Origin of the sequence: Mesorhizobium sp. M0018, from assembly GCF_040323955.1 — a bacterium.
Taxonomy (GTDB): domain Bacteria; phylum Pseudomonadota; class Alphaproteobacteria; order Rhizobiales; family Rhizobiaceae; genus Mesorhizobium.
In genome coordinates this window covers 1-18,786 of record NZ_JAMYVL010000038.1, presented here as the reverse complement: position 1 = coordinate 18,786, position 18,786 = coordinate 1, and the positions used below count along the sequence as shown (strand labels likewise).

General features: G+C 63.0%; 20 protein-coding genes. 13 read left to right on the top strand and 7 right to left on the bottom strand.

Features of this window, described 5'->3' with window-relative positions; all coding sequences use genetic code 11:
• Positions 1-12: 12 nt before the first annotated feature.
• The 8 genes from relB to gmk all read left to right on the top strand — a co-directional run bounded on the left by relB (position 13) and on the right by gmk (position 6,035).
• On the top strand, positions 13-234 hold the full coding sequence (relB, locus tag NKJ81_RS30535; RefSeq protein ID WP_352467166.1) for a type II toxin-antitoxin system RelB family antitoxin: 222 nt from the start codon (positions 13-15) through the stop codon (positions 232-234).
• A complete protein-coding gene (locus NKJ81_RS30530; protein WP_352471092.1) occupies positions 218-484 on the top strand; it encodes a type II toxin-antitoxin system RelE family toxin in 267 nt (88 codons plus the stop codon). Before relB ends, NKJ81_RS30530 begins: the two co-directional genes overlap by 17 nt.
• A 53-nt stretch (positions 485-537) precedes the next feature.
• A complete protein-coding gene (fabG, locus tag NKJ81_RS30525) occupies positions 538-1,275 on the top strand; it encodes a 3-oxoacyl-[acyl-carrier-protein] reductase (protein ID WP_352471093.1) in 738 nt (245 codons plus the stop codon).
• A gap of 187 nt (positions 1,276-1,462) precedes the next feature.
• Positions 1,463-1,699, top strand: a complete 237-nt coding sequence (locus tag NKJ81_RS30520) for an acyl carrier protein (protein ID WP_006203723.1) — start codon at positions 1,463-1,465, stop codon at positions 1,697-1,699.
• A 34-nt stretch (positions 1,700-1,733) separates the two neighbouring features.
• Positions 1,734-2,996: a beta-ketoacyl-ACP synthase II gene (gene fabF / locus NKJ81_RS30515; protein ID WP_352454402.1), complete on the top strand. Its 1,263-nt coding sequence runs from the start codon at positions 1,734-1,736 to the stop codon at positions 2,994-2,996.
• 93 nt (positions 2,997-3,089) lie between these two features.
• Complete coding sequence (mltG, locus tag NKJ81_RS30510; RefSeq protein ID WP_352471094.1) at positions 3,090-4,316, top strand: endolytic transglycosylase MltG; 1,227 nt, start codon at positions 3,090-3,092, stop codon at positions 4,314-4,316.
• A gap of 138 nt (positions 4,317-4,454) precedes the next feature.
• The gene (locus tag NKJ81_RS30505) at positions 4,455-5,345 is read left to right on the top strand and encodes a YicC/YloC family endoribonuclease (RefSeq protein ID WP_352471095.1); all 891 of its coding nucleotides are present in this window, start codon (positions 4,455-4,457) and stop codon (positions 5,343-5,345) included.
• A 33-nt stretch (positions 5,346-5,378) separates the two neighbouring features.
• Positions 5,379-6,035: a guanylate kinase gene (gmk, locus tag NKJ81_RS30500; RefSeq protein WP_023677701.1), complete on the top strand. Its 657-nt coding sequence runs from the start codon at positions 5,379-5,381 to the stop codon at positions 6,033-6,035.
• Here gmk and NKJ81_RS30495 read toward each other — a convergent pair whose 3' ends face one another.
• The 7 genes from NKJ81_RS30495 to lptF all read right to left on the bottom strand — a co-directional run bounded on the left by NKJ81_RS30495 (position 6,036) and on the right by lptF (position 14,089).
• The gene (locus tag NKJ81_RS30495) at positions 6,036-6,329 is read right to left on the bottom strand and encodes a DUF1330 domain-containing protein (RefSeq protein WP_352542728.1); all 294 of its coding nucleotides are present in this window, start codon (positions 6,327-6,329) and stop codon (positions 6,036-6,038) included.
• A 75-nt stretch (positions 6,330-6,404) separates the two neighbouring features.
• The gene (gene rsmA, locus NKJ81_RS30490) at positions 6,405-7,244 is read right to left on the bottom strand and encodes a 16S rRNA (adenine(1518)-N(6)/adenine(1519)-N(6))-dimethyltransferase RsmA (protein WP_352542727.1); all 840 of its coding nucleotides are present in this window, start codon (positions 7,242-7,244) and stop codon (positions 6,405-6,407) included.
• Positions 7,245-7,311: 67 nt separating this feature from the next.
• Complete coding sequence (gene pdxA, locus NKJ81_RS30485) at positions 7,312-8,331, bottom strand: 4-hydroxythreonine-4-phosphate dehydrogenase PdxA (protein WP_352542726.1); 1,020 nt, start codon at positions 8,329-8,331, stop codon at positions 7,312-7,314.
• A 12-nt stretch (positions 8,332-8,343) separates the two neighbouring features.
• Positions 8,344-9,270, bottom strand: a complete 927-nt coding sequence (locus NKJ81_RS30480) for a peptidylprolyl isomerase (RefSeq protein ID WP_352453231.1) — start codon at positions 9,268-9,270, stop codon at positions 8,344-8,346.
• 117 nt (positions 9,271-9,387) lie between these two features.
• A complete protein-coding gene (locus NKJ81_RS30475) occupies positions 9,388-11,805 on the bottom strand; it encodes an LPS-assembly protein LptD (protein ID WP_352542725.1) in 2,418 nt (805 codons plus the stop codon).
• Positions 11,805-12,890, bottom strand: a complete 1,086-nt coding sequence (gene lptG / locus NKJ81_RS30470; protein ID WP_352493163.1) for an LPS export ABC transporter permease LptG — start codon at positions 12,888-12,890, stop codon at positions 11,805-11,807. Before lptG ends, NKJ81_RS30475 begins: the two co-directional genes overlap by 1 nt.
• The gene (gene lptF / locus NKJ81_RS30465) at positions 12,887-14,089 is read right to left on the bottom strand and encodes an LPS export ABC transporter permease LptF (RefSeq protein WP_352453233.1); all 1,203 of its coding nucleotides are present in this window, start codon (positions 14,087-14,089) and stop codon (positions 12,887-12,889) included. The genes lptG and lptF overlap by 4 nt, the downstream gene beginning before the upstream one ends.
• Before the next feature lie 354 nt (positions 14,090-14,443).
• On the opposite strand from lptF, the gene NKJ81_RS30460 reads away from it, so the two are divergent.
• The 5 genes from NKJ81_RS30460 to NKJ81_RS30440 all read left to right on the top strand — a co-directional run.
• Entirely contained in the window at positions 14,444-15,610 is a 1,167-nt protein-coding gene (locus tag NKJ81_RS30460) for a flavin-containing monooxygenase (RefSeq protein WP_352542724.1), read from the top strand.
• Positions 15,611-15,683: 73 nt separating this feature from the next.
• Complete coding sequence (locus NKJ81_RS30455; RefSeq protein WP_352471101.1) at positions 15,684-16,067, top strand: VOC family protein; 384 nt, start codon at positions 15,684-15,686, stop codon at positions 16,065-16,067.
• A 49-nt stretch (positions 16,068-16,116) separates the two neighbouring features.
• Positions 16,117-17,613 (top strand): leucyl aminopeptidase, encoded by a 1,497-nt coding sequence (locus NKJ81_RS30450; RefSeq protein WP_352542733.1) that lies wholly within the window; start codon positions 16,117-16,119, stop codon positions 17,611-17,613.
• A 38-nt stretch (positions 17,614-17,651) separates the two neighbouring features.
• Entirely contained in the window at positions 17,652-18,101 is a 450-nt protein-coding gene (locus NKJ81_RS30445) for a DNA polymerase III subunit chi (RefSeq protein ID WP_023719810.1), read from the top strand.
• Between the two features lie 91 nt (positions 18,102-18,192).
• Positions 18,193-18,786, top strand: a 594-nt coding sequence (locus NKJ81_RS30440) for a phosphotransferase (protein ID WP_352542723.1), incomplete at its 3' end; no start/stop codon positions are given.

The following is an 18,786-nucleotide window of genomic DNA, read 5'->3' as shown; positions in this document are numbered from 1 at the left end:
ACAAGGTGCGGCATGCCCACATCGATCCGCCTTTCTCCTGAAGTCGAGCAGCGCCTGGATTTTCTCGCGGCCAAGACTGGTCGCAGCAAGGCCTACTATCTGCGCGAGCTCATTGAACGTGGTCTGGAGGACTTGGAGGATTACTACCTGGCTGCCGAAGTCGTTGAGCGGATCAGGCGTGGTGAAGAAGACGTCATGAGAGCCGAGGACTTCTGGCGTGGCCTGGACGCTTGAATACGCCCACTCGGCGCGAAAATTTGTCGAAAAACTGGATCCGCAGACACGTCACCGTATCCGTGATTTTATTGAAAACCGCATTGCCGTTCTCGACAACCCGCGTGAACTCGGCAAACCGCTGAAGGGCCCGCTCGCAACCTTTTGGAGATATCGCGTCGGGGATTATCGCATCATTTGCGATGTGCAGGATAACCGGCTCGTCATTCTGGTGGTAACCATAGGCCACCGCGGCAACGTTTACAGATAGCCGAACTCACCGGCCCGTATGATTGGCCAGTACGATTTGGGAAGAGGAAAAGCATGTTCGAATTGACCGGCCGCAAGGCGCTCGTCACCGGCGCATCGGGAGGTATAGGCGAGGCGATCGCCCGCGTGCTGCACGGCCAGGGCGCCATCGTCGGCCTGCATGGCACACGTATCGAGAAATTGGAGGCGCTGGCCGCCGAACTGGGCGACCGGGTCAAGCTTTTCCCGGCCAATCTTTCCAACCGCGACGACGTCAAGGCGCTCGGCCAGAAGGCGGAAGCTGACCTCGAAGGCGTCGACATCCTCGTCAACAATGCCGGCATCACCAAGGACGGGTTGTTCGTGCGCATGGCTGACGCCGACTGGGATAGCGTGCTCGAGGTCAACCTGACCGCCGTGTTCCGGCTGACCCGCGAGCTTACCCATCCGATGATGCGGCGCCGCCATGGCCGCATCATCAACATCACTTCAGTGGTTGGCGTCATGGGTAATCCCGGCCAGACCAACTATTGCGCCTCCAAAGCCGGTATGATCGGCTTTTCCAAATCGCTGGCGCAGGAGATCGCCACCCGCAATATCACCGTCAACTGCGTCGCCCCGGGCTTCATCGAATCGGCGATGACCGCCAAGCTCAACGACAAGCAGAAAGAGGCGATCATGGCGGCGATCCCGACCCGGCGCATGGGCACGGGCGCCGAAGTCGCCTCAGCCGTCGCCTACCTCGCTTCCAACGAGGCAGCCTACGTCACCGGCCAGACCATTCATGTGAATGGCGGCATGGCAATGATCTAACACTTGGGAAAACGCTTCATTCCGTCTTGGATGCACGGGATTTTTCGTGTAATGCCGCCCGCAACCCGGCGGTTCGGGCAAAAACCGGTCCTGTTCCGCTGCGTTTCCGGCAGGACCATCTTTCAGCTTGATTAGCGGCATTCTGCCCGCTAACGAAGACAGACAACCAAAAGACGAGGATGCCCAAATGAGTGACACCGCAGAGCGCGTCAAGAAGATCGTCATCGAGCACCTTGGCGTCGATGCCGACAAGGTGACGGAGCAGGCGAGCTTCATCGATGATCTGGGCGCGGACAGCCTCGACACGGTCGAACTTGTCATGGCGTTCGAAGAAGAGTTCGGTGTCGAAATCCCGGACGACGCCGCCGAGACCATCCTGACTGTTGGCGATGCGGTGAAATACATCGACAAGGCCTCCGCCTGACGCTATTTGCAGTCATCACCGGGGAGGACCTGCGATGAGGCGTGTCGTCGTCACGGGCCTTGGGCTGCTTTCGCCGTTCGGCATGGGCTTCGAGCACAGCTGGAAGGAGCTTCTGACCGGCCGCAGCGCAGCCAAGCGCATCACCGAATTCGAGGTGGAAGATCTTGCCTGCAAGGTCGCCCACGTCATTCCGCGCGGTGACGGCTCCAATGCCACTTTCAATCCTGAAGCCGTTCTCGAGCCGAAGGAACTGCGCAAGATCGGCGACTTCATTCTGTACGGGATCGCGGCCGCCGACGAGGCACTCAAGGATTCCGGCTGGCAGCCGAAGACGCATGAGGAACAGTGCGCCACCGGCGTGCTGATCGGTTCGGGCATCGGCGGCATCGAAGGCATCGCCGAGAATGCGATGATCCTCAAGGAACGCGGTCCGCGCCGCATCAGCCCATTCTTCATCCCTGGCCAGATCATCAACCTCGTCTCCGGTCAGGTCTCGATCCGGCATGGGCTGAAAGGCCCCAACCATGCCGTCGTCACCGCTTGCTCGACCGGTGCGCACGCCATCGGCGATGCCGCCCGGCTGATCATCTGGGGCGATGCCGACGTTATGGTCGCAGGCGGCGCCGAAGCGCCGGTGACGAGACTGTCGGTCGCCGGGTTCGCCGCTTGCCGCGCGCTCTCCACCGAGCGCAACGATGCGCCACAAACGGCCTCACGCCCCTATGATCGCGATCGCGACGGCTTCGTCATGGGCGAGGGCGCCGGTGTTGTCGTGCTCGAGGAGCTCGAACACGCCAAGGCCCGCGGCGCCAAGATCTATGCCGAGGTCACCGGCTACGGTCTGACCGGCGACGCCTATCACATCACCGCGCCTGCCGAGGACGGCGACGGCGCTTTCCGTTGCATGACCGCGGCGCTGAACCGGGCGAAGCTGACGCCGGCCGATGTCGACTACATCAACGCGCACGGCACCTCGACCATGGCCGATACGATCGAACTCGGCGCCGTCGAGCGGCTGGTCGGCAACGCCGCCTCGAAGATATCGATGTCGTCGACCAAATCGTCGATTGGCCACCTGCTGGGCGCGGCTGGTGCTGCCGAGGCGATCTTTTCGATCCTCGCCATTCGCGACAACATCGCGCCGCCGACCATCAATCTTGACAATCCGGAGCGCGAAACGGCGATCGACCTGGTGCCGCACAAGCCGCGGGCCCGGCAGATAGACGTGGCGCTGTCCAACTCCTTCGGCTTCGGTGGCACCAACGCCTCGCTCGTCTTCCAGCGCTACAATGGCTGACCGCTCTGCCGGTTTCCGTCTGCCGTCAATTTTGCCATATTCGCCCCTACTCTGCCCGAGGGGATTCGTCGCAAGATCAAATGGTAGGGCGCTATGAACACAAATCCGGCCGATAACGGGGAATTCGGGCAACGGCCAGCAACGCCCACGCCCGGCCCGATCGTGCCGAAGACGGCCAGCGAGGCGTTGCGGCCCGAGGCCGGCACGCCGCCGCCGAAGCGCTCGCGTGCCTCGCGCAGCCAGTTCGTCGTGTTCATGAACTTCGTCATCTCTTCGGTGATGCTGATGGTGCTGGCGGCAGGCGTTGCGCTGTATTTCGGCAAGCAGGAGTTCAACGAGCCCGGCCCGTCGGCCAATGGCGACACTTTCCTGGTCAAGCCGAATAGCGGCGTCCAGGAGATCGCCGACCAGCTTGAGCGGCGAGGGCTGATCAGCGACGCCCGCATTTTCCGCCTTGGCGTGCGCGCCTTCGGCAATGATTCCGCCCTGAAGGCCGGCGAATACGAGATCAAGCCGCAGGCGTCGATGCACGATATCATGGAACTGCTGAAGAGCGGCAAGTCGGTGATGTATTCGCTGACCATCCCCGAGGGGCTGACGGTCGAGCAGGCGCTGCAACGGATCGCCGAGCAGGACGCGCTGACCGGCGATATGCCGTCGACCACTCCACCTGAGGGCAGCCTCGCCACCGACACGCTGCGTTTCACCCGCGGCGCAACACGCCAGCAGATGGTCGACAAGCTTCTGGCCGACCAGAAGAAGCTGGTCGACGAGGTCTGGCAACGCCGAGCGCCGGATCTGCCGATCGCCAACGTTGAGGATTTTGTCACCCTGGCCTCTATCGTCGAGAAGGAGACCGGCAAGGGCGATGAACGCTCGCGCGTAGCCGCCGTCTTCCTCAACCGGCTGGCCAAGGGTATGCGGCTGCAGTCGGACCCGACCATCATCTACGGCCTGTTCGGCGGCAAAGGCAAACCCATCGACCGCCCGATCTATCAGTCGGACATCCAGAAGCCGACGCCCTACAACACCTATCTGATCAACGGGTTACCGCCGACGCCGATCGCCAATCCCGGCCGTGCGGCGCTGGAGGCTGTCGCCAATCCGTCGAAGACCAGCGATCTCTACTTCGTCGCCGACGGCAGCGGCGGGCACGTCTTTGCCTCGACGCTCGATGAGCATAACGAGAATGTCGCTCGCTACCGGGCACTGCTGAAAAAGCAGGCGCAGGACGCCGCCAAGGCCGGAGCAACCAATACCGGAGCCGACACGCCGGCGGGAGCCATCGTTGACGATGCAGGCCCCACCGCCGCCCAGTAGGGCCGGACGCCATCAGTTTGGCCCTGTGCATATCCGGGTGGATGTGCAAGGGCTGCCATGGCATTGAAATTCACATGGTCCTGTCCGGAGAAAATCGCTCCGGCTTGAGGGGCATTCGGCAAAGGGACGCACGGCTACATGAACTTGCAGAGCATGACCGGTTTTGCGCGCAGTGTCGCCGAACACGACGGCACTTCGATTGCCTGGGAAGCCAAGTCCGTCAACGGCAAAAGCGTCGAGGTCAGGCTGCGGCTGCCGCAAGGTTTCGACCGGTTGGAGCCGGCCGTCCGGCAGACGGTGCAGAAGCGTTTTGCGCGCGGCAATTTCCAGATGACGCTGACCATTGGCCGCGCCGCCGGCGCGCAAGCGCAACCCGTGGTCAACGAGGCTTTCCTGAAGGATCTGGCGGGCTTGGCCAAGCGGCTGCAGGAGCAGTTCGGAGTAGCCCCTGCGGCGGCCGACGGCCTGCTTGCGCTGCGCGGCGTCCTCGACATTCCCGAAACCATCGAAACCGAAGAGGCGCGCAGTGCGCTCGATACCGCAATACTGTCGGCGCTGGAAGCAGCACTGAACGGGCTGCACCAGGCGCGCCAGGGCGAAGGTGCGGCACTTCGTTCCCTGCTGTCCGGCCATATCGATGCCATCGAGGCGCTGACGCTGCGGGCCGAGGCCGATCCATCACGCGAACCGGCCACGATCCGCGAAAGGCTCGCCGAGCAGATCCGCCTGTTGATGGACGCGTCTGCCAACCTGGACGCCAGCCGGCTGCATATGGAAGCGGCGTTCCTGGCCACCAAGGCCGACATACGCGAGGAGATCGACCGGCTGAAGACACATGTGGCGTCAGGCCGGGCGCTGCTCGGCGGCGGCGGCGCCATCGGCCGCAAGCTCGATTTCCTGGCACAGGAATTCAACCGCGAATCGAATACGCTGTGTTCCAAGTCGAATGCTGCCGCGGTCACCGCCATCGGGCTGGAACTGAAGGCGGTCGTCGACCAGTTTCGCGAACAGGTCCAGAATCTGGAATGATCCCGATGCCAAGCCACATGACTGCCAAGCCCCATGACCGCTAGGGATGTGGGTTCCCGCATTCGGCGCCGCGGGCTGATGCTGGTCTTGTCGTCGCCGTCAGGCGCCGGCAAGTCGACGATTGCGCGCAATCTGCTGGAGAGCGATTCCAGCCTGGAATTGTCGGTCTCGGTCACCACGCGGCCACGCCGCGGCAGCGAGATCGAGGGCGTCCATTACCACTTCCGTACCATGCGCGAGTTCGAGCGGCTGCGCGATTCCGATGCGCTGCTCGAATGGGCGGAGGTGCACGGCAATTGCTACGCGACGCCGCGCGAGCCGGCTGAACAGGCGCTGGCCGAAGGCCGCGACATGCTGTTCGACATCGACTGGCAAGGCGCTCAGCAGCTCAAGGAGAAGATGCGCGCCGACATCGTCTCGATATTCATCCTGCCGCCATCGATGAAGGAATTGAAGGCGCGGCTGAAGCGTCGCGCCGAGGACCAGGAAGCGGTGATCGAGACGCGGCTCAAGAACGCCCGCAACGAGATCGAGCACTGGAAGGAATATGATTTCGTCATCGTCAACGACGATCTCGACCGCGCTTTCGCCGAGGTGCGCGGCATCGTCACCGCCGAACGGCTCAGACGCGATCGCCGGCCCGGCCTGTTCGATTTCGTCTCGGGGCTGCTCGACGAGAAGACGGATTGATCAACGCGCTATCCCCTCGACCAGGATCAGATTGCGGCTGAGCGCGGCGTCGCGCAGCTCCAATGCAGCGGCGTATTCGGCCGAGCGATACCAGCGCCGCGCCGTGTCCATGTCGGGGGATTCGACGATGATCAGCGGCCCGGGAGACCAGTCGCCTTCCAACATTTCCACCTTGCCACCGCGTACCAGATAGCGCCCGCCGTGCTGGGCGATGGAGGCAGCCGCGCGGATGCGATAAGCTTCGATCGCCTCTGCGTCGCGGATCGTGACGTCGGAAATGACATAGGCGGCCATTGCTTGTCTCCGGGCAGGTTTGTCCGGCTATCTATGGCCGTGAGAGCGGAAATTCCACGCAGACGCGTCCCGGCATCACACCGCGTTGGTCAGGCGAACGAACTCCTCGACGCTCAGCGTCTCGGCGCGCCTGGTCGGATCGATGCCGGCACGGGCAAGCAGCGCCTCGCCGCCGAGGCTTTTCACGCTCTGCCGCAGCATTTTCCGGCGCTGGCCAAACGCCGCTTCGGTGACGCGGCTGAGCCGTTTCACCTCTGCCGGCAAGGGGCTGGCGCGCGGCACCAGATGCACGACTGAGGACGTCACCTTGGGTGGCGGCGTGAACGCCTGCGGCGGCACGTCGAAGGCAATCCTCGCCTCCGTCCGCCAGCCGGCCAGCACGCCGAGCCGACCATAGGCATCGCTGCCGGGGCTGGCTGCAATGCGTTCGGCGACCTCGCGCTGGAACATCAGTGTCATCGATGTGTAGAAGGGCGGCCACTCGGTAACGGTCAGCCAGCGGATCAGCAATTCGGTGCCGATATTGTAGGGCAGGTTGGCAACGATTTTCGCCGGCCCGCCGCTTCCCGGCACTCCTTTTGCAAGCGCTGCAAAATCAGCTCTCAGCGCATCGCCAGCTACGATCTCTAGCCGGCCCGGATAGTGGTTCGCGATCTCGGCCAAGGCCGCCAGGCAGCGCTCATCGCGCTCGATGGCGACGACCCGCCGGGCGCCGTTGAGGAGCAGGGCCCGGGTCAGCCCGCCCGGACCGGGACCGACCTCGATAACCGTAACGTCGCTCAGGTCGCCGGCGGTTCGCGCAATCTTGCTTGTCAGGTTAAGGTCGAGCAGAAAATTCTGGCCCAGCGCCTTTTTCGCCTGCAGCCCATGGCGCTCGATCACCTCGCGCAGTGGCGGCAGGCCGTCTATGCTCATCGGGCTGGGCTCATCAGGCGGGCTCATCGGGTTAAGGCCATCGAATATGGCTGATTGGGCTCAGGGCCTACGGCCTTTTCCCGGTATCGGCAAGAACGCGAGCGAGTTTCAGCGCTGCAATCAGGCTGCCGGCACGGGCGATGCCCTTGCCGGCGATGTCGAAGGCGGTGCCGTGGTCGGGCGAGGTGCGGACGAAGGGCAGGCCGAGCGTGACGTTGACCGCCTCGTCAAACGCCAGCGCCTTGGCCGGGATCAGCGCCTGGTCGTGATACATACAGAGCGCCACGTCGTAGCCGGCGCGGGCGCGAGCATGAAACAGCGTGTCGGCCGGCAACGGCCCGAAGGCGTCGATCCCTTCCTGCCTCAGCCGGTCGACCGCCGGGCGCACGATCCGCTCGTCTTCGGTGCCCATGGTGCCGCCTTCGCCGGCATGCGGGTTGAGGCCGGCAATGGCGAGCCGCGGCTTGGCAATTCCGAAGCGGTTCGCAAGGTCGGCGGCGGTGACGCGGCCGGTGGCGACGATAAGGTCCGTCGTCAGCGCTTTCGGCACCTCGGCCAGCGCGATGTGGATGGTGACCGGCACGGTGCGCAGGTCCGGTCCGGCAAGCAGCATCACAGGCGTCACTTCGGTGCCGGTGTGAAGCGATGCCAGATGCGCCAGATATTCGGTGTGGCCGGGAAAGCGAAAGCCGGCGTCGTAGAGCGGCTTCTTGGCAATGGGGCAGGTGACGACCGCGGCAGCGCGGCCGGCCAGGCAATCGGCAACTGCGCAGTCGATCGCCTCGATGATGCCGGCGGCGTTGGCTGGATCCGGGCGGCCGGGACTGTCGACGAAACGGGCAGCAAGCGCCACCACCGGCAGAGCGCGCGAAAACACCCCCGGCGCTAACGCCGGCGTCGTCTCGGCAATCGCGATATCGGTGCCGAGCCTGTGCGCTCGCGCGGCAATCAGTGCCGGATCGGCAAGGAGATAAAATGACGGAACGCCAGCGCTTTCGCGGGCCTGCCAAGCAGCGATGGCGATGTCCGGCCCCACGCCGGACGGATCGCCGACGCTCAACGCCAGCGGAAGCTCTGCGTCAGCCACGGCGCGTCGACTTCAGCGCTCGATTATGCGGGCTTTCTTCCGCAACTCCTCGACATATTTCTTCGAGAGTTCGTCGGCGTTCTTGTCGCTCGAACCTTCACTCTGGAACACCATCTGCGCGGCTTTGTCGTCTGACACTTCGCGCGACGAGCAGATGCCGATGAATTCGACACCGCGGTCGGTTTCGCGCGTCGTGGTGGCGCCGCCGACCTTTGTAGCCTTTATCTGCTCGGCCCAGTCCGCCGGCAATTGCGGCGCCAGCACCCGGCCGAGATCGCGAACGGTGACATCGATCAGGCCCTTGGCGAATTCGCGCGTGGTGTTGCAGCCGTTGAAGCGGGCGCGCATAGCGTCGGCTTCGCGTTTGCGCTTGGCCAGCGTCGCGCTGCGCTCGGCCGCCGGCACCACGAAGATGACCTGCTGCAGCATGTACTCTGTGGCGCTCGGTTTGCTGCCGCCTTTTTCGAGCATGCGCTTGACGAGGTCCTGCTCGCTCATGGCGCCGCCGCCGTCGCTAGAACGGTGACGCGCCGTCAGCGCCTGGTTCCAGGCCATCTGCGCCCTGATAAAGTCCTTGAAATGCTCCTTGGTGACGCCGGATTGCGCCATCGCGCCGTCAAGCTGCTTGAGCGGCATCTTGTTGCTGGTGGCGAAACGCTGATAAGCGGCATCGACCTGCTCGTCGCTGATGCGGATGCCGAGCCGCCGGGCTTCGGCCAGGCGCAGCGTCTGGTCGATCATTTCCTGGCCGGCATCGCCCTTTCTGTGCTGCAGGCGCAGGAAAGCGGCCCGATGCTGGATGTCGCCGGTGGTGATCGGTATATTGTTGACGACGTATTTGATCTCGGTGGCGAAAACTGGCCGCGTTACCGCGGTGGTCGAGAACGCCACCAGCAGCGCGAACCCTGCCGAAAAGAGGTATTTCCTCATCGAAAGCATCCCAATTCCATCCCGATTCAGCCGAACCTATCCCAGTTCAGGCCGTCAAAATTCGTGCCTGCTCTATGCGGCGAAACAATGTCGTCCGCCAGCCGCCCCGTTGCCGACCGCTGCCCGTTATTGAATGGTGTCGATGGAGCGTTGCGACGAGCCGAAATCGCCGAGCGTGCGGAACGACAGGTTGAAGCCGACGTTCTGCGATACTTCCTTGGTGTTCAGGTCACGTCTTTCCGAAAACGTCATCAAATAGGTAAAGCACGAATCACTATAGGCAAAGCCGACCCCGTCCTTGACCAGAACGCTCTGCTCCAGATCATATGTGCCGGTGCCAAAGACGCGCCAATTCTCGGCAAGATGTGTCGAGGCGCCGAGCGTAACCTCATGGCGATCGGTTGAGAAGCCATAGAGTGGCTGCGCCTGGATGAAGGCGTATTTGGCGCTCAGCGATACCGGCAGGCCTGAAAAGGCGGCCTTTACCTCAGCGCGGCGGATCTCGAAGCTTTGCTCGTCGAAACGGCCGCTGACCGAGCCGGAAAACCCGCTGGGGCTGTTGAAGCCGACAAGGCCGACATAGTCGGAGGTTGCAGTTTCAAGGCCTGAATAGGCGCCGACATTGACCAGGTCCGGCGTGCCGAACGAGTTCTGGCCGCCCAGCTGGTAGGATTGGCCGAACACCGCATTGGTGCCCCAGCCATTGTCGTATGCGCCGGAATAGCGCAGCCCGACATTGGCGCGTGTGCCGCCTTCCATGCGGTCGTAGCCCGAGAATTTGTCGCGCTCGAACAGCGTCGTGGCGTCGAAGACGAAGCTCTGGGCGTCCTCGTTGGGGACCGCCAGCCCGCCGACATATTGCTCGTTCGGACGCATGAATACCTGCGCCATCGGTTCGAAAACATGGCTGGAACTGGTCATCGAAAACAGCACCGGCCAGCGCATCTCAAGGCCGGCGGTCGCCATGTAGCGGGCAAGCGATGAACGCATATCGTCCTCGACGCCGAGATTGGTCGCCATCTGGTTGACGGCGTCGAGCGAGGCCGAGGAGGCGTTGACGTAGCCGGCGTCGCCGCGCAGCGCCAGGAGCGGTGTCAGCAGCAGCCCGCCATCGGTGGTGAAGGTGCGCTTCCATTCGGCTTCCGCGGTAAGGCGCCCGGATTGACCGTCGATGCCGCGGACGTTGTTGACGGACGAAGGGATGCCCGAATTTGCAAGAGCCGTATCGAGCCTGTCGCGGTCAATGACCCGCGCGTTGACGTCGAACGACAGCTGCCCGCCGGCCACCGGCATGTCGGGGATATAGGCGTAGTCGAGCGAGGGCAGCACCCAGGGCTGCTTGGCGGCGCGTGCAGTCGGATCGCTGGCGAGCGTGTCTTCCTGAACCTCGAAGTGCATGGCGCGCACGTCGAAATAATTGCGATCGTTGAGCCCCGTCAGGTACACCTCGGAGCGGTGCACGCTATCGTTGAAGCCATCGATGTCGTAGGTGCGCGCGAAATTCTTGTCGCTCTGCAGCAGGATGTCCCAGCCGAAGTCCCAGCGCGGGTTGATGGCGAACTGGCCCTGGGTGCCCATCATGCCGCGGAACCTGTTCGGGTCGCCTTCGGTTCCCGAATTCACGTTGTGGCCATTGTCGTCGATGAAGGCGTCGGGATTCTCCTGCCGGATGCCCGCAATCTTCAGGCTGTACTGACCGTTGTTGAAGCGCTGCCTCCACTCGGCCTCACCGAGGAAACCTTGCTTGGTATAGCCGCTGCCAGTGACAGTGAGATCGTAGGTCGGCGAGAGCGCGAAATAATAGGGGACTTTAACACCGACGCCGAGATCGCTCTTGTAGGCGACGCCGGGGATCAGGAAGCCGCTCTTGCGCTTGACCGTTGGGTCGGCGATCTCGAAAGCCGGCAGATAGGCCAGCGGAAAGCCGAAGAACTCGAAATTCGAGTTCTCGAAGCGAACCGTCTTCTTCTCGCCGTTCCAGATGATCTTCCTGGCCTTGATACGCCAGGTCGGCGCTTTGTCGGGCTTGTCCTCGCACGGCTCGCAGGCGGTGTAGACGCCATTGTGGAACGTCGTCAGCACGCCGCCCATGCGCTCCGCGCTTTCGGCGGCGAAATACGCCTTGTCTATGGTCTCGACCCGCAGCGCGTTGACGAAGCCGTCGGCGAAATCGTCAGTGATGTCGGCATGCTGCGAATAGATTTTGGTGCCGTCGCTATTGACGAGTTCGACATTGCCGCTGGCGACGAGGCGCTTGGTGTTGCGGTTGTATTCGACCCGCTGGGCGACGAGACGGTTGCCGCCGTAGTCGATCTGGACGCCACCGACGGCCGTCACTGTCTGCTTGTCGTTGTCGTAGACCAGCGTGTCGGCTGCCAGCAGCATCTGCGTGCCGCTCGGAACCTTCGTTGCCAGCTCACTGACGTCCTGGGCGAAAGCCGGAGCAACCGGGGCGGCGCTGGCAAGCAGGCATGCCAAGGCGCTCGCCGCAGAGAGGCGTGCCAAACCGGCGTGCCTATGGCTGCGCAAAACCGCCTCCCTCACTAGCCGTCTTCCTTGTATAGCAGGAATGTCACCCCGAAGAACATAGCCACGACAACCGGGACCCAAGCCGCTACGGCAGTGGGTACGAATCCCGCTACGCCGAATGCCTTGACCAGCACCGAAACGACATAAAGCAGAAACCCGGCCACGATGCCACCCAGAATCATCGTTGCCGACTGCCCCATCCTCGCAAATCGCATTGATACCGTTGCCGCAATCAGCGTCATCGCGACAAGCAGGAACGGCAGCGCAATCAGGGAATTGAACTGCATGGCGAAGGCATTTGCCTTGAGGCCGAAGGAGCGGGCCACTTCGATCTTGCCGGGCAGATCGTAGAAGGGAATGGTCTCAGGGCGCGCCAACCGCTCTTGCACGAATTCCGGCTTGAGATTGGTCGGCAGCCGATCGCTGGGTAACGACTGGATGGTACCGTCCCGGAACACCTTGACGTCCTGCAATTCCCAGTAGCCGTCCCGCAAAAAGGCGCGCGCCGCATCCCTGCGCTCGATGATGTCGCCTTGCGGGCTGAAGCTGAAGAAGACCGCGTCGGCCATCTCCAGGCCTTGATTGAGAATGGCGCGCGCGCCGATGATGGTGTCGCCGGCGTTGGTTTTCTGCCTGATCCAGGGCGCAGCATCGGCCGAGACGCTGTTCGACTTGCCCGAGCGGAGCTGGGTCTCGATCTCCTCGGACCAGGAATAGGCGTGCGCTGCTACCGGATTGATGACGCCGACCGACAAGGCTCCAAACAGCAGCGCCCCGATGCAGCACGGCAGCAGGAATTGCCATGCGGAAACCCCGGCGGAACGGGCAATGACCAATTCGTATTTGCGGTTGAGCGACACCAACGTCGCCATCGCCGAGAACAGGCCGACGAACGGCACCGTCTGCAGCATGATCATCGGCATCCTGAGCCCCGAAATGGCGAACGCAGTTGCGTAGGTGAAGCCCGGCACGCCAGTCGTGCGGCCGGAAAGCTCGGTGAAATCGATCAGGAACACCAGCGCCAAGAGGCCGATGAAGAACCAGATGGTGATCGTCACATAGCGAAAGAAGAAGTACCGACCCAGAGTCCAGCCCATCAGCCGGCTCCCTGTCCGGATGCGCCACGCCCGGCAAAACGGAGCTTGATGGCGCTCCAGCCCTCACTAAAGCGGCCGGCAAGATTGGTTATCCAATCGGCCCAGGCAACCGGCAGTTCCATGGTCCGGTTGGAAACAATGAACCAGATGGCGATCGCCGATGCCACGATCGGGACGCCGTAGACCATATAGGCATATTGCGGCACCTTGTCGGCCTTGCCGGCGGCAAAGAACCCGAGCCAGCGCACGAACAGCGCGATCGCGATTGCCGTGATCAGCGGGTGCACACGCGCCTCGCGATGCGAGCGTGCATCTCCGGCGACGGCGAGCGCGATCAGCGCGAAGACGAGCGAATAGGACCACTCGGAAAAACGCTGGTTGAGCTCGGCCAGGTACCTGTTCGGCTTTTGCTGGTACATCTTGTCGTTCGGACTGGGATTGAGCAGATACTGGGTCGTCCGGTCCTTCGGCAAAAGCAGGATGTCAGATGATGCCGACATGAAAGCGGACAAGTCGAAGGCGTAGGAGGTGAACCGGATCACCGAGAGGTCGCCGGTCATGGTTTTGCGATGGATGACGCCGTCATTCATCATCAGCACCTTCTCGTCGCCGCGTTCGATGATGCTGCCGGTCTTGGCGTAGTAGATGAGATTGACGCCTTCTTCGCGCGAATCGGCGACGAAGATGCCGCCGAGACGGTTGTCGGGAAGCCGTTCGCCAACCTGCAGGAACAGGCCGTCATCGATCTTGCGGAAGGTGCCTTCCTGGATGATCAACGACAACAGATCGGCACGCGATGACGCAATCAACTCGCGGTTCTTCTGGCGTGCGTAAGGGTCGACGCCATTGTCGACGGCGAAGGAAAAAACGCTGGCTGCAAGTGCCAGAAGCATGATCGGCCTGACGATGGTCCAGCGTGAAGCGCCGGCGGCATTGATGACGGCCAGCTCCGAATCAGAATTCATCACGCTGAGGATCTGGGCGACCGCGACCACCAGGGCGAACGGCACGACGATCGGAACGATCGTCGGGATGATCAGCGCTGCGACTTCGAAGAAGGTGAGGGCCGACTGACCGCTATCGGTGACGAGGTCGATGCGGGCGAGCACCTGAGTCGTCCAGACGATCGCCAGCGTCCAGACGAGCGCCAGCGCGAATACCGCGAAAGCACGGCGCATGATGTAACGTTCAACGACCTTCATGAAGGCTTTTCTCGGCGATTTCGAACGGCATCATGCCTTGGAACAAGGTAGTCGTCCGGCGCCGGCTGCACAACTGGCTCAGTTTGGCGGTTCGATCTGGGTTCTGTCCCGGATCGCAAATTCCGCTGGGCCGGAGTGTCGGCGGCAATGGATAAGAAAGGGCGAACATTGTTGGTTAACAACAGGTTGCGGCGGGAAGCGGGGCCGTGCCGCGACGAATCGTGGATGGTTCGATATCGCATATGGGAGCGATTTCGGCCAAAGTCTTGTCAAATGCGGCAAAACGACCAAATGTCGCGCCGGTCGCGATCGCCGCGGCGTGATAAGACGGGTCAGGATCTGTTGAGCCCCAGCATGGAAGCGGAAAAATTGCGCGGTCAAACCGGTCGGGAAGCGGTCTTTGACGGCGCGATCGTGGTCGGGGCCGGCGCGGCCGGCCTTGCCGCCGCCCACGCCTTGATGAAGGCCGGCGTACCGACGCTCGTCCTGGAAAAGGAGAGCCGGCTTGCCGAACCCTGGCATCGGCGGCACCAGCGGCTGCACCTCAATACGCATCGCGATCTCTCGACGCTGCCCGGCGTCGGCTATCCCGCAGGCACCCCGGCTTTTCCGCATAAATCGGCCGTCATTCGCCATCTGAACGATTTCAGCCAGGCGCATGGTCTGCCGGTCGCATTCGGCGTTGCCGTTGAAGAGATCACGTTCGATGGCGATCACTGGACCGTGCGGACGAACGCCGGACGTCGTCTGGCGCGTCATGTCGTCGTCGCCACCGGGCGCGACCGGCAGCCGTTTATTCCTGCGTGGAAAGGCATGAAGGATTTTGCAGGCCGGATTATCCATTCGGCCGATTTTGGCGAGGCGAAGGACTACGTCGGCAAAAGGGTGCTGGTCGTCGGAGCCGGCAATTCGGGGTTCGACGCACTCAACCATCTTGCGAATGCAGATGCCCAAAGCATCTGGCTGTCGGCCCGCAACGGCCCGTCGCTGCTGCCGAAACGCATCGGCAAGGTCGCCGTCCACAGGCTTTCACCGTTGATGGCGAGCTTGCCGGTGCGGCTGGCCGATGCGGTGATGGCGACAACCCAGCGCCTGGTTTTCGGCGACCTGACGAAATTTGGGCTTCCGCCGGCTCCCATAGGCGGTGCGAGCCGTCTGAGCGCCGACTACACCGCGATCGCAGCCGATGACGGCGCCGTCCGCGCCATAAAGGCAGGCACGATCGTGGTGGTGCCACCATTGCGGGAATTTACCCAAGACGGCATCTTGTTGAATGACGGCAGGTTGATCACGCCCGATATCGTCATTGCGGCGACCGGCTATCGCACCGGTCTGGAGCAGATGGTCGGCATGCTCGGCGTTCTCGACGGCAAGGGCGTTCCGCTTTTAAATGGCGGCGATGCCGATCCGAAATTGCCCGGTCTGTGGTTTACCGGCATGCGGCCGAGCATTCGCGGTTGTTTCGCCAACGCCCGCATTCAGGCCAGGGCGATAGCGGCGCGGATTGTCAAGCAGCGATGATGAGCCGGACTACGCCGACTGTTCCGCCCGCAATAGACACGCCTTGTTGAAAGGTGCTCGAACCGAAAGGTCAATGGTCATGACGCCAGTCAGCATTCGCTACATGGTCGATGATGTCGCCGCCTCGATCGACTTCTACTGTGGACATCTGGGCTTCGCTGTTGAACAGGACGCGCGACCGGCTTTTGCTTCCGTGACACGCGGCGCTTTACGGCTCCTTCTAAGCGGCCCCGGCAGTTCGGGTGCACGGGCAATGCCGGATGGCCGGCAGCCGGTGCCGGGAGGTTGGAATCGCATCCTGTTGGTGGTGCCGGACCTGAAAGAAGAGGTTGCGCGCCTCAAGAGTGCTGGACTTGTCTTTCGCAACGATATCATAACGGGCGTCGGCGGTTCCCAGACGCTGCTCGAAGACCCATCGGGCAATGTTATCGAGCTGTTTCAACCCGCCGCTCACTGACGAACGTTTCTCGCAATAATCCAACTCACTTCCCCGAAAGCAGGACATGATGAATTCGAGACCTTCGATCGCCTTTGCCAAATTCGCCGCGCCCAAAAAAGGCAGCGTTTTCGTTCTGGTGGCCGACGAGGGCGGCCTCAGCGATGCCGCCAGGGCTTGCGATCCGGCAAAGACCCTCGAGCGGGCTTTTCCGGTCGCCGACTTCACCGGCAAATTCGCCAGCCTGGTCGAAGTGCTGGCACCGGAAGGGACATCGCTCGAGCGGCTGGTGGCGGTCGGTGCCGGCAAGGGCTCCAATCTCGATGATTTCGCCTGGCTGAAGCTCGGCGGCACGATTGCCGCGTCCTTTCGCAAGGCAACCGAAGTGGCCGTCGTGCTCGATCTTCCCGGTGCGGCCGTCAGCGGCAGGCAAGCCGTTCAGCTTGCAGCGGGCATCCTGCTGCGCAGCTATTCCTTCGACAAATACAAGACCAAAAAGAACAATGGTGACGACAGGCGCGAGCCAAAAAAGCCGGTCAAGGTGACTATTCACACCGCCGATCCGGCAGCTGCAAAGAAGGCCTTCGCCGATGAAGCGGCGGTGATCGACGGCGTCTTGCTGGCGCGCGATTTGGTCAATGAACCGGCCAATGTTTTGGGACCGGTGGAATTCGCCGCCCGCATCGCCGAACTGGAGGCGCTCGGCGTCACGGTCGAGATCCTGGCCGAGAAGGAGATGAAGAAGCTCGGCATGGGTTCGCTGCTGGGCGTAGCGCAGGGTTCGCCGCGTGGCGCCCGCATCGCGGTCATGCGGTGGGACGGCGGCAAGGCCAAGGAAAGCCCGGTCGCCTTCGTCGGCAAGGGCGTCACCTTCGACACCGGCGGCAATTCGATCAAGCCGGCGTCGGGCATGGAGGACATGAAGGGCGACATGGGCGGCGCTGCTGCCGTCACCGGGCTGATGCACGCGCTGGCCGCGCGCAAGGCGAAGGTCAATGTCGTCGGCATTGTCGGGCTGGTTGAAAACGCCGTCGACGGCCACGCTCAGCGACCGGGCGACATTGTCACCTCGATGTCGGGTCAGACTATCGAAGTGCTCAATACCGACGCCGAGGGCCGCCTGGTGCTGGCCGATGCGCTCTGGTACTGCAACGACCGCTTCCAGCCGAAATTCATGATCAATCTGGCGACGCTGACCGGCGCCATCATGGTCGCGCTCGGCCAGCATTATGCCGGCCTGTTCTCCAACAATGACGAGTTGGCGGACCGGTTGACGGCGGCCGGACAGGCGACGCAGGAGCGGGTGTGGCGCATGCCGCTCGGTGCCGAATACGACAAGCTGATCGATTCCAAGAATGCTGACATGAAGAACATCGGCGGCCGCCATGGCGGCGCCATTATCGCCGCGCAGTTCCTGCAGCGCTTCGTCAAGGACACGCCCTGGGCGCATCTCGACATCGCCGGCACCGCGATGGGCGCGCCTTCCAACGAGATCAACCAGTCATGGGCTTCAGGCTTCGGCGTCAGGCTGCTCGACCGGCTGGTGCGCGATCATTACGAGCAATGAGCGGCTGGGGCGGGACTCCGACAATGTAGACTGAACGCATGGCCGAGATTCTGTTTTATCACCTGACCGAATCGACGCTGGAGGATGCGTTGCCCGGCCTCCTGGAGCGCAGTATCGATCGCGGCTGGCGTGCCGTGGTGCAGACCGGCACCGAGGAACGGCGCGACGCGCTGGACCAGCATCTGTGGACTTTCCGGGACGATTCATTCCTGGCCCACGCAACGGATCGCGAAGCCCATCCCGCCGAGCAGCCGGTGCTTCTGACCGTCGGCCCTGACAATCCGAACCAGGCGCAGATACGCTTCCTGGTCGATGGGGCGGTGCCGCCGGAGCTTGGCGGCTACCAGCGCGCCGTGTTCCTGTTCGACGGTCACGATGCAGCCCAGCTAGAGGCGGCACGCACGCACTGGAAGACAATGAAGGAGGCCGGCCACACCGTGACCTACTGGCAGCAAACGCCTGACCGGCGCTGGGAACGCAAGGCTTAGAGAATTTGCCGGCAAGGGAATCACTGGCGCCGCAAGAGTGCGACGACAAAAAGATGGACCGCCGGCTATTCAGAAGACCGGAGCAAGCCCGATGCCGCCCGATGAACGAACGCCAGGCATGCCGATAGATGCCGCACTTGTTCGCCGGCTGATTGCCGCGCAGTTCCCCAAATGGGCGGACCTGCCGGTAGAGACGGTCGAGCCTGGCGGCTGGGACAACCGCACGTTCCGGCTGGGCGACAGCATGTCGGTGCGGCTGCCGAGCGCTGCCGCCTATGTCGCCCAGGTCGAGAAGGAGCATCGCTGGCTGCCCCGCTTGGCGCCTCACCTACCTCTGCCGATACCCGTGCCGCTGGCCAAAGGCGCGCCCGGGGAAGGCTATCCATGGCCTTGGTCCGTCTATCGCTGGCTTGGCGGCAGACCGGCGGCTGGTGGACTGATTGCCGATCTTACTGAGTTCGCCCGTTCGCTGGCCGGCTTTCTGGTTGCGCTCTACCGGATCGACGCTGCCGACGGGCCACCGGCAGGGCAGCATAATTTCCACCGCGGTGGCCGGCTTTCGGTCTACGACGCCGAGACCCGAGCCGCGCTCTCGGCGCTAGGCTGCCGCCTCGACAAGGCCGCCGCCGAGGCCGTGTGGGCGACCGCCCGTGGGGGTCGCTGGGCACGGCGCGCGCGGGGTGGG